Source organism: Sanguibacter sp. 25GB23B1, from assembly GCF_040012415.1.
Lineage (GTDB): Bacteria > Actinomycetota > Actinomycetes > Actinomycetales > Cellulomonadaceae > Sanguibacter.
In genome coordinates, this window is record NZ_JBDYKL010000018.1 from 21,767 (window position 1) to 37,022 (window position 15,256).

Annotated in this window: 11 protein-coding genes; 2 read left to right on the forward strand and 9 right to left on the reverse strand. The window is 71.9% G+C overall.

Features of this window, described 5'->3' with window-relative positions; all coding sequences use genetic code 11:
• Positions 1-112 precede the first annotated feature (112 nt).
• Complete coding sequence (locus ABKW26_RS11320; protein ID WP_348593743.1) at positions 113-2,482, forward strand: rhamnogalacturonan lyase; 2,370 nt, start codon at positions 113-115, stop codon at positions 2,480-2,482.
• 47 nt (positions 2,483-2,529) lie between these two features.
• Here the strand turns inward: ABKW26_RS11320 and ABKW26_RS11325 are convergent, their stop codons facing one another.
• The gene (locus ABKW26_RS11325) at positions 2,530-4,329 is read right to left on the reverse strand and encodes a phospho-sugar mutase (RefSeq protein ID WP_348593744.1); all 1,800 of its coding nucleotides are present in this window, start codon (positions 4,327-4,329) and stop codon (positions 2,530-2,532) included.
• Between the two features lies 1 nt (position 4,330).
• On the reverse strand, positions 4,331-5,158 hold the full coding sequence (locus ABKW26_RS11330) for a purine-nucleoside phosphorylase (RefSeq protein WP_348593746.1): 828 nt from the start codon (positions 5,156-5,158) through the stop codon (positions 4,331-4,333).
• Positions 5,159-5,261: 103 nt separating this feature from the next.
• Between ABKW26_RS11330 and ABKW26_RS11335 the strand changes: the two genes are divergently transcribed.
• Positions 5,262-6,743, forward strand: a complete 1,482-nt coding sequence (locus ABKW26_RS11335) for an NAD(P)H-quinone dehydrogenase (protein WP_348593748.1) — start codon at positions 5,262-5,264, stop codon at positions 6,741-6,743.
• Positions 6,744-6,756: 13 nt separating this feature from the next.
• Here ABKW26_RS11335 and ABKW26_RS11340 read toward each other — a convergent pair whose 3' ends face one another.
• The 7 genes from ABKW26_RS11340 to ABKW26_RS11370 all read right to left on the reverse strand — a co-directional run bounded on the left by ABKW26_RS11340 (position 6,757) and on the right by ABKW26_RS11370 (position 15,182).
• Positions 6,757-7,245 (reverse strand): hypothetical protein, encoded by a 489-nt coding sequence (locus ABKW26_RS11340; RefSeq protein WP_348593750.1) that lies wholly within the window; start codon positions 7,243-7,245, stop codon positions 6,757-6,759.
• Between the two features lie 41 nt (positions 7,246-7,286).
• A complete protein-coding gene (locus ABKW26_RS11345; RefSeq protein WP_348593752.1) occupies positions 7,287-9,260 on the reverse strand; it encodes an endonuclease/exonuclease/phosphatase family protein in 1,974 nt (657 codons plus the stop codon).
• Positions 9,261-9,277: 17 nt separating this feature from the next.
• On the reverse strand, positions 9,278-10,618 hold the full coding sequence (gene efeB, locus ABKW26_RS11350; protein WP_348593754.1) for an iron uptake transporter deferrochelatase/peroxidase subunit: 1,341 nt from the start codon (positions 10,616-10,618) through the stop codon (positions 9,278-9,280).
• Positions 10,615-11,835 carry an iron uptake system protein EfeO gene (gene efeO / locus ABKW26_RS11355; RefSeq protein ID WP_348593756.1) on the reverse strand — a complete coding sequence of 407 codons (1,221 nt, stop codon included), beginning with the start codon at positions 11,833-11,835 and terminating at the stop codon, positions 10,615-10,617. The genes efeB and efeO overlap by 4 nt, the downstream gene beginning before the upstream one ends.
• Positions 11,832-12,725 carry an iron uptake transporter permease EfeU gene (gene efeU, locus ABKW26_RS11360; RefSeq protein WP_348593758.1) on the reverse strand — a complete coding sequence of 298 codons (894 nt, stop codon included), beginning with the start codon at positions 12,723-12,725 and terminating at the stop codon, positions 11,832-11,834. Before efeU ends, efeO begins: the two co-directional genes overlap by 4 nt.
• A gap of 111 nt (positions 12,726-12,836) precedes the next feature.
• Complete coding sequence (locus ABKW26_RS11365) at positions 12,837-13,340, reverse strand: NUDIX hydrolase (protein WP_348593762.1); 504 nt, start codon at positions 13,338-13,340, stop codon at positions 12,837-12,839.
• A 60-nt stretch (positions 13,341-13,400) separates the two neighbouring features.
• The gene (locus tag ABKW26_RS11370; RefSeq protein WP_348593764.1) at positions 13,401-15,182 is read right to left on the reverse strand and encodes a biotin carboxylase N-terminal domain-containing protein; all 1,782 of its coding nucleotides are present in this window, start codon (positions 15,180-15,182) and stop codon (positions 13,401-13,403) included.
• Positions 15,183-15,256 lie beyond the last annotated feature (74 nt).

Consider the following 15,256-nt stretch of genomic DNA (forward strand, 5'->3'; position numbering starts at 1 on the left):
AAGCGCTCTCTTGCGCAGGTCGGTCAAGGACGTCCGACCCACGCCCATCCGGGGGACAGCGGCTCGATGCATGAGAGATCGCCGACTCCCGGCCGATTGAAAGGATTCAAAGATGAGTTCTCGCTCCTTCGCCCGCGCGGGGGTCTGCCTCGTAGCGGGCGTCGGCCTCGTCCTCACCGGTATCGCCCCGGTGACTGCTGGTGGCCGCCCCTCGCCGAACCAGCCGAAGGTCCAGCTCGAGCACCTCGACCGCGGTCTCGTCGCCGCGTCCACGTCGGAGGGCACCTTTCTCAGCTGGCGCCTCCTGGGGACGGAGGTCACCGGGTCCGGAGCCACGGGCATGACAGGCCCTGACTTCGTCGTCTTCCGGGACGGCAAGGCCATCGCCACCGTCACCGACAGCACGAACTACCTCGACACCGCCGGCTCGGCGACCTCTGTCTATCAGGTTGCACCCGCCAAGGGGCGCGCCCAGAACGCGAACGCCTACAAGAAGACCATCAGCGCGAAGGTGAGCCCGTGGGGCGACGCCTTCACCGACGTGCCGCTGACGAAGCCCGCGGACGGCGTGACGCCTGCGGGCGAGACGTACACCTACTCGGCGAACGACATGAGCGTCGGTGATGTCGACGGGGACGGCGCGTACGAGCTCGTCGTCAAGTGGGATCCCTCGAACTCCAAGGACGTCTCCCAGGTCGGCTACACCGGCCCGGTCTACATCGACACGTACGAGACGGACGGGACCCTCCTGCACCGTCTCGACCTCGGCGTGAACATCCGTGCCGGTGCGCACTACACGCAGTTCCTCGTCTACGACTTCGACGGTGACGGACGGTCGGAGACGATGCTCAAGACGGCGCCCGGGACGCGAACGCTCACCTACGACGACGCAGGGAACGTCGCCTCCGAGGAGTACGTGACCCTCACGGAGGAGGATGTTGCGGCGGGATACGCAGACACGGACGACTACCGCCTGAGCGCGGCGGGCTACCACGAGCGCCTCGTCGAGATGTTCATGGGCTGGCAGGACCACCCGGAGGTCGTCGCCGGCAGCTGGCCCGTGACGCTCGAGGAGGCGTTCGGTCAGCCCGTGACGCACACCTACCCGCTGTCCCGCGAGTCCGCCGTCGAGCTCGTCGACTACTTCATGGACGTCTATGCGCCGAGCCGGAGCGCACGCAACGTCCTGCGGAGCTTCGAGGGATTCATCCTCGACGGACCCGAGTACCTCACGGTCTTCGACGGGGCCACGGGCGAGGAGCTCGAGACGATCCCCTACGCGCCAGGACGCCACGACGACGGCCTCCTGTGGGGCGACTACGCGATGGCGCGGATCGAGCCCGGAAACCGGGTCGACCGCTTCCTCGCCGGCGTCGCGTACCTCGACGGGAAGACGCCCAGCGCGGTCTTCGCCCGCGGGTACTACACGCGCTCGACGCTCGTCTCCTACGACTGGGACGGCAAGCACCTCACACAGGTGTGGGACGTCGACAGCGGCTGGGCTCCGATGGACAACCCGTTCAACGCGTCGCCGCACGGCGTCGACGGGACGGACCCCGAGTTCGGCACGCTGACGACGCAGGGCTTCCACTCGCTGAGTGCCGCCGACGTCGACGGCGACGGAAAGCAGGAGGTCGTCTACGGGTCCGCCACGATCGACGACGACGGCTCGCTCCTCTACAGCTCGTTCGGCGAGATGCCTGCGGGCAGTGCCACCCCGGGGATCTCCGCACGCCTCGGCCACGGAGACGCGATGCACGTCACGGACATCGACCCGGACCGCCCGGGGCTGGAGATCTTCACCGTCCACGAGGGCGGGACCTGGGCCCCGTACGGCATGGCGATGCGGGACGCCGCGACCGGGAAGGTGCTCTTCGGCCAGTACTCCGGCCGGGACACGGGCCGCGGGATGATCGGTGACGTCCGCTCGGACGTGCGCGGGATCGAGAGCTGGGCCGGCAACCCCGACGGGTCCGACCCGCTCGGCCTGCGGTCGGCCGCGGGCGCGCGCCTCGACGGACCGACGCCGGGGACCAACATGGCTGTCCGGTGGGCGGCCGACGGCACCACCCAGGTGATCAACGGCTCCGGCACGGCGACCCCGACGATCGACGACTGGACACGGGGCACGTTGCAGACGCTCACCGGGACGCTGACGAACAACGGGACGAAGGGCACCCCGTCCCTCGTCGCCGACATCACGGGCGACTGGCGCGAGGAGGTCCTCGTGCGAACGGCCGACTCGTCCGCGGTGCGGGTGTACCTCTCGACCGAGGTGACGACCCGCAAGATATACACGCTCATGCACGACGCGCAGTACCGGGCCGAGGTCGCTCGGCAGCAGACGACGTACAACCAGCCGTCGTACCCCGGGTTCTACCTCGCGTCGGACACCAGCTGGGCCGACGTCCCGGTCCCACGGATCTCCACCCCGGTGGCCGACACGTGCCACGGGAAGCGCTGCCACGGCGGGCACCGCTGACCTGACGACCGACGGGGCCCCGTCGTGCTGTGCTCGTCGTGCCGGGCTCAGACTCCCAGGGCGGCCGCCATGTCGGCGCGGACGGCGTCGAGCCGGTCGCGGGCGGTGTGGCGCGCAGCCGTGACGTCCTCGTCGGTCGCGGAGGCGTCGACGGGCACGATCACCTCCAGGTAGCACTTGACCTTCGGCTCGGTCCCGCTCGGTCGCACGATGACCCGGGTGCCGTCCTCGGCGAGCAGCCGCAGACCGTCGGTGGGCGGCAGGTGCTCGCTGCCCTCGGCCAGGTCGACGATCTCCGTGACCGGCGACCCTGCGAGCGTCGTCGGTGGTGCCTCGCGCAGCCGGGACATGGTCTCGGGGATGCGTGCGAGGTCCGAGAACCGCAGCGAGAGCTGGTCGGTGAGGTGGAGCCCGTGCGCGCGGGCGAGCCGGTCGAGCTCGTCGACGAGCGTGCGTCCCTCGCTCTTGAGCCGGTCGGCGAGCTGGACGAGGAGGAGCGCGGCGCTCAGCCCGTCCTTGTCCCGAACCGACGCGGGGTCGACGCAGTATCCGAGGGCTTCCTCGTAGCCGAAGACGAGGCCCTCGACGCGCGAGATCCACTTGAAGCCCGTGAGCGTCGACACGTGCTGCAGGCCGTGGGCCTGCGCGATCCGGGCGAGGAGCCGAGAGGACACGATCGAGCTCGCGAGGAGCGCGCCGGGCGTCCTCGCAGCCGTGGCGGCGACCTGCTCACCGAGGAGCGCTCCGACCTCGTCCCCGTGGAGCATCCGCCACCCCTCGGCGCGAGCGGTGTCGCGCCCGGAGTTCTTCTTGAGGTCGTGGGCGGCCCGGGGGTCTCGGACGGCGATCGCGCACCGGTCGGCGTCGGGGTCGTTGGCGACGACGAGGTCGGCGTCGAGCGTCTCCGCGTAGGCGAGAGCGAGGTCGATCGCTCCGGGCTCCTCCGGGTTGGGGAACGCGACCGTCGAGAAGTCCGGGTCCGGCTCGGCCTGCTCGGGGACGAGGAACAGGTCGTGGTAGCCGGCAGCGCGCAGCACGCTCTGGAGCACTGCTCCGCCGACGCCGTGGAGCGGGGTGGCCACGATCGACAGGTCCCGTGGCGCTGCGTCGTCGGCAAGGAGGCCGACCGCGCCGAGATACGCGGCGAGCAGCTCGGGTCCCAGGACCGTCCAGCCCTCGGTGGCTCGGGGGACGGAGACGGCGGAGGTGACGGCCGCGATGCGCTCGGCGATCTTCGCGTCGAACGGAGGGACGATCTGTGCGCCCTGCCCAGCCCCCTCGACGACCCGGCCGCCCAGGTAGACCTTGTAGCCGTTGTCGGCGGGCGGGTTGTGGCTCGCCGTGACCATGACGCCCGCGTCGGCCGAGAGGTGGCGCACGGCGAAGGCCAGGACAGGCGTCGGCAGGGCGTGGTCGAGCAGCAACGCCTCGATACCGGCGGCGGTGAGCACGCCCGCGGTGTCGATCGCGAAGTCGTGGGAGTTGTGCCGGGCGTCGTACCCGATGACCACGCGAGGCACCGCCTGATCGTCGCCGGTGAGCGCTCGGACCTCGTCGAGCAGGTAGGACGCGAGCCCCGCCGCTGCGTGGATGACGACGGCGCGGTTCATCCGGTTGGGGCCGGCAGCCATCGCACCGCGCAGCCCGGCCGTGCCGAACTGCAGCATCCCCGAGAAGCGGTCCTTGAGCTCGAGGAAGGCCTCCGCACGGGGTTCCGTGAGCTCGCCCTCCGGTCGTCCGGCGGTGCGCAGGAGCTCGGTCAGCTCGGCGCGGGTCTTCTCGTCGGGGTCGTCGGCGATCCACTGGTGCGCCAGCTCGACGAGCCGGTCCAGGTTCTCCGTGCGCATGTCACACCCTCTTCGTGATCTCGGCCAGGAGCGCGCTGATGCGCGGACCGGCGGCCTGTCCTGCCTCGATGACCTCGCCGTGCGAGAGCGGCACCGGGCTGATGCCGGCAGCGAGGTTGGTCACGAGCGAGATCCCGAGGATCTCCATGCCCGCATGACGTGCGGCGATCGCCTCGAGCGACGTCGACATCCCGACGAGGTCTCCACCGAGCCGTCCGGCCATCCGGACCTCGGCAGGCGTCTCGTAGTGGGGGCCGGGGAACTGGACGTACACCCCCTCGGCCAGGGACGGGTCGACCTCGCGCGCCAGCGCGCGCAGGCGCTGGGCGTAGAGGTCGGTGAGGTCGACGAACGTCGCACCCTCGAGCGGTGAGGTCGCCGTGAGGTTGATGTGGTCGGAGATGAGGACCGGTGTGCCCGGCGCCCAGTCCGTGTTCAGGCCGCCGCACCCGTTGGTGAGGATCGCCGTCTGCACGCCGGCTGCCGCCGCGGTCCGCATCCCGTGCACGACCGCGCGCACGCCCTTGCCCTCGTAGAGGTGCGTCCGCGAGCCGAGCACGAGCGCGTGCTTGCCCGTCGCCTCGATGCGGATCGAGCGGAGCGTGCCGACGTGCCCGGCGACGGCGGGCTTGCTGAAGCCCGGTACCTCGTCGCTCGAGAGCTCGGCGACCGTCTCGCCGAGGAGGTCGGCCGCCCCGCCCCAGCCGGAGCCGAGGACGAGGGCGATGTCGTGGGAGGCGATACCGGTCGCGCGGGCGATGTGCGCCGCAGCGTCGCGGGCGAGGTCGAACGGATCGACGTCGTGGTGGGGGGCGGAGAGGGATGTCATGCACCGAGGCTATCGGGGTCCGGGGCTGTCCACGAGCACGGACACCCGGAGAGCCGGCCGAGGGGAAGATGTCGCTCCTGAGGGTTCGGGGGATACTGGCCCGGTGACTGAGACCCAGACCCCGCCGCCCGTCCCCAGCCCCGCCGATCCGACCGCGACGCAGGACCTCCAGGCGACCCGCATCGTCATCCTCGGTGGAGGCCCCGGAGGCTACGAGGCGGCCCTCGTCGCCCGCCGGCTCGGTGCCGACGTGACGGTCGTGGAGCGTCAGGGCCTCGGTGGGGCGGCCGTGCTCACCGACGTCGTGCCCTCGAAGACGCTCATCGCGACCGCCGAGTGGATGGCGGTCGGCCGCACGGCCTCGGAGCTGGGCATCCGCGTCGGCGACGCGGCCGGTGATGCAGCCCAGAGCCTGGTGGTCGACCTCGCCGCCGTGAACACGCGGGTCATGGCCCTCGCTGCGGCACAGTCGGCCGACATCCGTGCCCGGCTCGAGCGCGAGAACATCACGATGGTCATCGGCGACGGTCGCCTCGACGGGCCCTCGCGCGTCGTCGTGTCGCCCGAGGGGACGGACACCGAGGAGATCGTGCTCGAGGCCGACGTCATCCTCGTCGCCACCGGGGCGACACCGCGCGTGCTGCCGGACGCGCAGCCCGACGGCGAGCGCATCCTCACCTGGACCCAGCTCTACCGGCTCAAGGAGCTCCCGCCCAAGCTCATCGTCGTGGGGTCCGGTGTCACCGGCGCGGAGTTCGCCGGCGCGTACAACGCTCTCGGCTCCGAGGTCGTCCTCGTCTCCAGCCGCGACCGTGTGCTGCCCGGCGAGGACGCCGACGCCGCGAACCTCATCGAGGACGTCTTCCGCTCGCGCGGCATGACGGTCATGTCCCGGCGACGGGCCGAGTCCGCCCGCGTCGTCGGTGAGGGCGACGACGCCCACGTCGAGGTCGTGCTCTCCGACGGCACCGTCGTCACCGGCTCGCACGTGCTCATGGCTGTCGGGTCGATCCCCAGCACCCGTGGCCTCGGGCTCGAGGAGGCCGGCGTCCGTCTCACCTCGTCCGGGCACATCGAGGTCGACAAGGTCTCGCGCACGAGCGCCCGGGGCGTCTACGCGGCCGGTGACTGCACCGGCATCTTCCCGCTCGCGTCGGTCGCCGCCATGCAGGGTCGGGTCGCGATGTCCCACGCGCTCGGTGACGCGGTCCAGCCCCTCAAGCTGCGTACCGTCGCGGCGAACATCTTCACTGCACCGGAGATCGCGACCGTCGGCTACAGCGAGAAGGCGCTCCAGGACCAGAGCTCGAAGTACTCGGTGACGATCCTGCCGCTCAACCGCAACCCGCGCGCCAAGATGCTCGGCATCCGAGAAGGCTTCGTCAAGATGTTCGCCCACCCTGAGGCCGGCGTGGTGCTCGGCGGGGTCGTCGTCGCCCCGCGCGCGAGCGAGCTGATCTTCCCGATCACGCTCGCGGTCGCGCACCGCCTCACGGTCGACGACGTGGCCGAGTCGTTCACGGTCTACCCGTCGCTCTCCGGCTCCATCGCCGAGGTCGCGCGGATGGGCCACCACCGCGGGTGACGGTGGTCGCCCGCTACCGGAGCCGGACCGCGCCGATGTCGGCCGTCACGTGGACGGCCCCGTCGCGCACGTCGAGCGCCGTGAGCGTCACGCCCTCGACCTCCGCGGCGACCGCGTCCCGTACACCGATCGCGAGCACGGGCTCGCCCGTGCCCCGGCGGATCTCGACGAGGCCGTCGGGGAGCCCTCTGCTCGCGAGCGCACGGTTGACCGGGCCCACGAGGTAGTTGAGGAGCTTGTGGGCCGGGAGCGCGCGAGCCTGCGCGGAGACCTCGAACGTGGCGACCGAGCCGTCGAAGCCTGTGTAGCGCAGCGCGACGCTCACCGTGCCGAGCGCGCTCGCGGCCAGCCGCAGCGCGGTCGGAGGGTCGGGTACGGCACGCAGGTCGATCTCCGCGTGCACGGTCGATCCCTCGGCGACGACGGACCGCACGACGTTGGGCAGGGGACCACGGGCGAGTGCCAGCGAGAGGGCTTCGGCGACGGAGATGACGAGCTGCATGGGCGGCCTCGGTTCGTGTCGGTTCGGTCTGGGGGAGCCGTTCAGGGCTCGACGGTGATCGTCGTGGCGATCGGCAGGTGGTCGGAGACGGTGGTGTCGAGCACCTCGACCTCGCTGAAGAGGATGCCGGAGCCGTACACCCAGTCGATACGCGACTCCGGTGCGTGGCTCGGGAAGGTCAACCTCGTGTCGTCGCCGGCCGCGTCCTGGGCGCTCACGAGCCCTGTCCGCTCGAGGAGCCGGGTCTCGGACCACCCGGGTTCCGCGTTGAGGTCCCCGGCGAGGACGTAGGCGCCCTCGACCGGCTCGGCGTCGAGGAGGGTCTCCAGCTGCTCGATCCTCGTCGGGGTGTTCTGCACCCGGTGCTGGAGGTGGACGGAGGTGATCCGCAGCTGTGTGCCTCCCATGTCGAACGTCGCGGAGACCGCAGAACGCCTCTGGGGACCCATCCCGTACGGGAGACCGGTGCGCTCGACGGCCGAGGCGTCCCCGAGATAGCGCTTCCAGAGGATGACGTTGCCGAACTGGTGGTCCGCCGCCGGGGCGAAGACGTAGTCCATCCCGAGCTGCTCGGAGAGGTAGGTCGCCATGTCGGTGCCGCCGCCCATGACCCATCCTCGCGAGACCTCCTGCAGGGCGACCACGTCTGCACCGGAGCCGTCGATGACCTCGACGATCTCGTCGAGGTCGACCCCGGGTCCCGCGTTCACCCCGTAGTGGAGGTTCCAGTCGAGGAGGCGGAGCGTGGCCGGGTCGCGGTCCACCTGCTCCGCCGCAGCGGCGGGGACGGCTGCGACGACCGCGCCGACGACCGCCAGCGCGGTGACCGTCGCGGCGACGGGACGGACGGTCGAGCGGGGGAGGGGGTGATCGACCACGGTGATCTGGTCCCGCAGCGCCCGGGAGAGCCGACGCGACCGGAAGCCCGCGGCGGCGAGCAGTACCGAGACGAGCACGGGCACGAGCGCGTTCGGGACGCCGAGCGGCACCTCGTAGTCGAGCTGGTAGACGAGGAGCGGCACGATGACTCCCAGGCCGGTGCAGGAGGCGCTCCAGCTCAGACGCAGCGACGTCTGGCGGTGGACCGGGCGGGTGAGGGCCTGTGCCAGCGCGACCGTGGCGCAGGTACCCAGGAGGACGACGCACACGAGGACGAGCACGGAGACGGGAGCACCGGCCTGCCCCGGCCAGTCGCGGGCGAAGAAGAGACCCACCGGGGCGACGACGAGCACGGCGACGAGCACCCAGTCGAAGCGTGCCGGGAGCGCTGCGACATCGACGAGCGACCGTGTCATGAGGGCCGTGACTCCGACCGCCGTGACGGCGACGGTCAGCCCGGCGAGCGCCGGGTGCGTTCCCGACTGGGACGCGACGAACGCCGGGTTGGCGAAGGTCGACACAGCGAGGGCCAGGTACGGTCCGAGCACCCACAGGCCGCGGACGGCCGGTGCGGCGGGCAGCGTGCGCAGCCGCCACGCGAGGCCCAGCGAGACGGCACCGAGGGCGACGGGGACGGTCCATCCCACGACCCCGGGCCGCCACACGGCGTCCCAGGTCGAGAGGATGAGGTTCGCGGCCGCGGACCCGAGCACGCCGCACGCGACGGCGAGAGCGACCGCTGTCCCCGAGATGCGCCCGACGACCGCTGCGGCGACGACGACGACCGCGAGGGCGAGAGCGACGGTCGCGAGCGTCACGCCGTAGCCCACCGTGCCGTCGAGCCCTTGCGCGGCCAGGCGGCCGACGACGAGCGCCGCGACACCGAGGAGGAGCACCCGCCCGTCGAGGGGGCGCCGGGCGGAGAGGACGAGGACGAACAGGCCGGCTGCCGCGAAGGTCCCGAGAGCGGTGAGCGCGGCGGTCACGGCGCCCGAGGTGAAGGCCACGTCGATGAGCGGGCCGCTCGCGCGGACGAGCTCGAGGCAGGACGCGGTGAGGACCGCGAGCAGCGTGACCGGTGCGGCGACCGTGACGGGCGGGGCCGCGCGGTCGTCGAGTGCTGGGTGGGCGGCCATAGGGTGACGCTACCCTGCTACTCCTCGAAGAGAGACTGCCCGACGAACGCCCCGTCCGGGCCGCCTGTCGTCGCGCCGGCGGGAACACCGGCGGGGACGGCCCAGATGCCCGAGCCCGTGTGGCGCAGGTACTCGCTCATGAGGTCGTCCCGCGCGAGGGTGTTCTGGACCGGGACGTACTGTGTCGCGGGGTTGCGGACGTAGGCGATGAAGAAGAGTCCGGCGTCGAGACGACCGAGGCCGTCGGAGCCGTCGGTGTAGTTGTAGCCCCGCCGGAGCATCCGTGCACCGCCGTGGGCGCTCGGGTGCGCGAGCGCCACGTGCGACGCCGGGTCGATGAGCGGGACACCGCCGCGGCCGGCGCGTGCGAAGTCTGGCTCGGTCGACTCCTCGCCGCCGGAGAGGGGTGCGCCCGACTGCTTCGTCCGTCCCACGATGGTCTCCTGCTCGCGCAGCGACGACCGGTCCCAGGTCTCGATCATCATGCGGATCCGCCGTGCGACGAGGTACGAGCCGCCGGTGAGCCAGGCGGAGTCCTGACCGCTCGTGCTCTTCGCGTCTTCGGCCTGGACCCACACGTGGTCGTCGACCGCCTGGGTCTCTTCGGACTTGATGTTCGAGGTGCCGTCCTTGAAGCCGAAGAGGTTCCGCGGCGTCACCTGCTGGGTGGAGGTCGACGAGGTGCGGCCGTACCCGAGCTGGCTCCAGCGCACGGTGGCGGTGCCGAAGCCGATGCGCGCGAGGTTGCGGATGGCGTGGACGGCGACCTGGGGGTCGTCGGCGCAGGCCTGGACAGCGATGTCACCACCGCTGCGGGCGTCTTCGAGGGCGTCCGCCGGGAAGTGCGGGAGGTCGACGAGGAGGTCCGGGCGGCGGTGCGCGATCCCGAAGCGGTCCGTCCCGGCGGAGTCGGTGAAGAGGGACGGACCGAAGCCGAAGGTGATCGTCAGCCCGGAGGCGTGCAGGTCCTCGGCCTCGCCCGTGTCGTCCGGCGGTGCGTCGTAGGGCCCCGAGGTCGTGCCGAGCTCTCCGGCGGGCTCGCCGCGGGTCATCCGTCGGGCGGCGTCCGTCCACGCACGCAGGAGCTCGACGAGGTCGTCGCGAGAGTCGGTGACGATGTCGAACGCTGCGAAATGGACCCGGTCCTGGACCGGGGTGGTGATACCTGCCTGGTGCTCACCGGTGAACTCGTAGACGTCCCGGACGGCGACGGACACGTCCGGGGGCTCGGTCGCGCGGGCCGCGGCGAACCCGCCTGCCGCCCCCGCGCCGAGCGCGGCGATCCCGGCGCCGGCGAGGCCGAGCAGGCCGCGGCGCGAGACCCCGGCCGGTTCTGCCGTCTCTGGACGCTCGGTCACAGCACGACGGCGGCTGTGAGCCGCGAGAGGGGCTCGCCGAGCGCGTTCACCGCGTCGGCCAGCTCGCGGACCTCGGAGTCGGTGAGCTCGGTGTACAGGCGGAAGCCGTCGCCGGCGCGCTGGGCGTCGAGCAGCGCCTGGATGGTCACGAACTGCGCATCGAGGTCCTCGGCGAGTGCGGCGTCCTGGGCGAGGACGACGTCACGCAAGCCGTCGTAGGCGACCTTGGCGCCGTCGATGTTCGCCTGGAAGTCCCAGAGATCGGTGTGGGACCAGATCTCCTCTTCGCCGGTGACCTTGCCGGTCGCGACCTCGTCGAGGAGGCCCTTCGCCCCGTTGCCGATGCTCGCCGCGTCGATCTGCTCGGCGAACTCCGACGTGTGGACGCGGTCGTCGAGCTCCTGGGTGTCAGCGAGGAGCTGGTCCGCGTACTGCGTCCGCTCGCCTGCGGTGAGCGGGACGTACGGGGCGCCGCCGTTCTCCTCGGGTGCTGGCTGCCACAGGTCCTTCTCGAGGAGGTGCCAGCCTGTCCATTCCTGGCCTTCCTCGAGGTCGGCCTGTCGGAGGTCCATCCGGGGGTCGAGGTCTCCGAACGACTCGGCGACGGGCTCGATGCGCTCCCAGTGGACGCGGGTCGACGCGTAGAGGGCACGGGCGCCCTCGTCGTCACCGCTCGTGTACGCGGCGACGAAGGCCTCGGTTCCCGTGAGGAGCTGCTCGGTCTGGTCCTTGACGTACGCGACGTAGTTCGTCGTCGCGGCCTCGATCTGCTCGGCCAGCTCGCCGGTGGGCGTGACGTCGGTCCCGGAGTCGGTCACGGTGAAGTCCGACCGGATGCCGTCGCCGACCATCCCGGGCTTGCACGCCGTGATGTAGCTCCCCGGCTTGGCCACGAGCACGAGGTCGCGGGTGAGACCGGGCCCGATGTTCTCGACCTCGGAGACGATGCGGAGCCCGTCCTCGGCGAGGAGGTAGAACTCGGTGACGTCCTCGCCGGTGTTCGTCACGGAGAAGACGACGTTCCCCGACGGTGCCTCTGCAGCAGAGAGGGTGCACGCGTCCGCCGAGGAGTCGACGGTCAGCCGGGCGCTTGTGCCCTCGGCGGCCGGGGCGCTCTCGTTGCTCGTGCACGCGGCCAGCGGCGCGAGGAGTGCGAGCGCGCCGAGCGCGGCCGCGAGGTGGCGGGCCGGCTGGGCGGGTCCGTGGGAGCGGGTCATGGGGTACCTCCGGTGGTGGCGTCGGCGGAGAGGACCGCGGACGAGGCAGCAGTCGCGGCGGGGGCGGCTGGAGATGACGTGCGTGGACGGGCGCTGCGCACGGAACGGATGAAGAGCGTGAGCACGGGCACCACGTAGAGCAGCCAGGCGACCGCCTCGAGCCACGTGGTCGCGGGTGAGAAGTTGAAGACACCCTTGAGCAGGGTGCCGTACCAGCTGGACGGCGGAACCTGCGCGGAGACGTCGAACGCCAGAGACCCCAGGCCGGGGAGGATCCCGGCTTCCTGGAGGTCGTGGATGCCGTACGCGAGGACGCCCCCGGCGACGACCACGAGGAATGCGCCTGTCCACGCGAAGAAGACGCGCAGGTCGAGGCGCACGGCGCCCTTGTACAGGGCCCACCCGAGCACGACGGCGAGCGCGAGGCCGAGGACGGCGCCGAGCAGCGGCTGCGTGCTGGCACCGGTGGCCTGGGCGCCGGCCCAGAGGAACAGGGCCGTCTCCAGACCTTCACGACCGACAGCGAGGAGCGCCATGAGCAGGACCGCCCAGCGTCCGGCGGCCACGGCGTCGTCGAGCCGTGCGTGGAGGTCGGTCTTGAGGTGGCGCGCGGTGCGCGCCATCCAGAAGATCATCCAGGTGATGAGACCGACTGCGACGATCGAGAGCGTGCCGCCGATCGCCTCCTGTGCCTCGAACGTCAGGCCCCGCGGACCGAACGTCAGGGCGGCACCGAAGGCGAGGGACACGATCGCGGCGACGGCCACGCCCGCCCAGATCTGCGGGAGCAGGTCGCGGCGGCCGGTCTTGACGAGGTAGGCCACGAGGATGCCGACGACGAGAGCGGCCTCGAGGCCCTCACGGAGGCCGATGAGGAAGTTCGCGAGCACGGCATGGCCCTTTCGTCCAAAGCAAGGTATGGCTAGCCTTATCGCAGCCGTGAGAAATGTACCGCCTCCGCGCGGCGCGACGGAGTCCCGCCGGACAATGTGGCGGACGTCTCAGGCGTCGAAGCGGTCCAGGAGCTCGCGCCAGACGTCACCGAAGGCGGGGAGCAGGGTGCGGTCCTCGATCTCGTCCACGGCGACCCAGACGATCTCCAGGCTCTCCGGGTCCGTCGGTCGTACCTCGACCCGGGTCCCGGGGACGATCTCGGCGAGGATGGTCGTGTATCGCCACGTGCCGTGGTCGAGGACGTGCTCACCGACGACGCGGACGGCGCCGGGCGGGATGCCCGCCTCTTCGTGCGCCTCGCGCAGCGCTCCGTCGAGCGGAGTCTCGCCCGGCCCGACCGCACCGCCGGGGATGCCCCACGTGCCGCCCTGGTCGCTCCACAGCGCACGGTGCTGGAGGACGACGTGCGAGACCGCACCGTCGCTGTCGCGTCGCGCGAGCACGAGTCCTGCTGCGCCGAGCCGGCCCCAGTGCCGGCCGCGCTCGCACGTGCAGTCGACCCAGCCGTCGCCCGCGTGCCGAGTGGCCGCGGGTGGTCTTCTGGTCGTCACAGGACGAGCCTCTCACGCGTGCGCGGGGCCGCGCGAGGCTCCGCACACGCGTGGCGGGCCTCAGTCGAGGATCTGGCAGATCGCCGTGCCGGAGCTCACGCCCGCGCCGACCGCGGCGCTGAGGCCGGAGATCGTGCCTGCCCGGTGGGCGAGGAGCGGCTGCTCCATCTTCATCGCCTCGAGGACGACGACGAGGTCGCCGGCCGCCACGAGGGTGCCGTCGGTGACGGCCACCTTGACGATCGTGCCCTGCATCGGTGAGGCGAGCGTCGTGCCGCCGTTCGACCCTGCGGCTGCCGACACGGTCCGGCGTGCAGGGCGACGGGACGCCCCGCCGCGGACGCGAGCCCCGCCGATGTTCATCCCGGCCGGGATGACGACCTCGAGGCGCTTGCCGCCCACCTCGACGACGACGCGTTCGGTGGTGCCCGCCTCGGGCTCGTCGTCCGCGTTCGAGGACGGTGCCGCGCCCAGACCGGCGCAGGTCTCGGCGAAGTCGGTCTCGATCCACCGGGTGTGCACGGTGAAGGGCTCGTCGCCGGCGGGGACGAAGGCCTCGGCGTCGAGCACCGCACGGTGGAACGGGACGACCGTGGGGACGCCCGTGATCTCGAGCTCGCGCAGCGCGCGCCGGGCACGCTGGATCGCCTGGGCGCGGGTGGCCCCGGTGACGATGACCTTCGCGAGGAGCGAGTCGAAAGCACCCGAGACGGTGTCGCCCTCGACGACGCCGGTGTCGACACGCACCCCGGGGCCGGACGGGAGCCGCAGGCCGGTGATCCGGCCGGGGGCGGGGAGGAAACCGGCTGCGGGGTCCTCGCCGTTGATGCGGAACTCGATGGAGTGCCCGCGGACCTCGACGGAGGAGTAGCCGAGGGGCTCGCCGGCGGCGATGCGCAGCTGCTCGCGGACGAGGTCGATGCCGGTGACCTCCTCGGAGACGGGGTGCTCGACCTGGAGCCGGGTGTTGACCTCGAGGAACGACAGCGTGCCGTCGAGGCCGATGAGGAACTCGCACGTCCCGGCGCCCACGTACCCGGCCTCGCGGAGGATCGCCTCGGACGATGCGTAGAGCTCGTCCCGCTGGGCGTCGGTGAGGAAGGGCGCGGGTGCCTCCTCGACGAGCTTCTGGTGGCGGCGCTGGAGGGAGCAGTCGCGGGTGGACACGACGACGACCGTCCCGTGCTCGTCGGCGAGGCACTGGGTCTCGACGTGCCGCGGGTTGTCGAGGTAGCGCTCGACGAAGCACTCGCCGCGACCGAACGCCGCGACCGCCTCGCGGACTGCGGAGTCGAAGGCCTCGTCGATCTCCTCGACGGTGCGTGCGACCTTGAGGCCGCGTCCGCCGCCGCCGAAGGCGGCCTTGATGGCGACCGGCAGGCCGTGCGCCGCGGCGAACGCGTGCACCTCGCTGACGTCCGCGACAGGGTCGGGGGTCCCGGGCACGAGCGGCGCGCCGGCGCGCTGCGCGATGTGGCGCGCGCTGACCTTGTCGCCGAGCGAGTCGATGGCCGACGGCGGTGGGCCGATCCAGACGAGGCCGGCGGCGATGACCGCGCGCGCGAACTCGGCGTTCTCGGCGAGGAACCCGTACCCGGGGTGGACGGCGTCCGCGCCGGCCCGGCGGGCGACGTCGAGGAGCTTGCCCATGTCGAGGTAGGTCTCGGCGGCACGGGTGCCGCCGAGGGCGAAGGCCTCGTCCGAGAGACGCACGTGGAGTGCCTCGCGGTCGGAGTCGGCATAGACGGCGACGGAGGCGATCGAGGCGTCAGCGCACGCGCGAGCGATGCGGACGGCGATCTCTCCGCGATTGGCGATGAGGACCTTGGAGATGAGTGGCACGGCTCACCGTAACGTGCCTGGAGCGTGCAGCACACGATGGCACGCTCGCTCGACCGAAGGTTTGGGGGGAGGAC

Coding starts and splice junctions, on each gene's coding strand:
- ABKW26_RS11320 (WP_348593743.1), top strand. CDS start 113: ATGAGTTCTCGCTCCTTCGCCCGCGCGGGGGTCTGCCTCGTAGCGGGC.
- ABKW26_RS11325 (WP_348593744.1), bottom strand. CDS start 4,329: ATGCGCACGGAGAACCTGGACCGGCTCGTCGAGCTGGCGCACCAGTGG.
- ABKW26_RS11330 (WP_348593746.1), bottom strand. CDS start 5,158: ATGACATCCCTCTCCGCCCCCCACCACGACGTCGATCCGTTCGACCTC.
- ABKW26_RS11340 (WP_348593750.1), bottom strand. CDS start 7,245: ATGCAGCTCGTCATCTCCGTCGCCGAAGCCCTCTCGCTGGCACTCGCC.
- ABKW26_RS11345 (WP_348593752.1), bottom strand. CDS start 9,260: ATGGCCGCCCACCCAGCACTCGACGACCGCGCGGCCCCGCCCGTCACG.
- efeO (WP_348593756.1), bottom strand. CDS start 11,835: ATGACCCGCTCCCACGGACCCGCCCAGCCGGCCCGCCACCTCGCGGCC.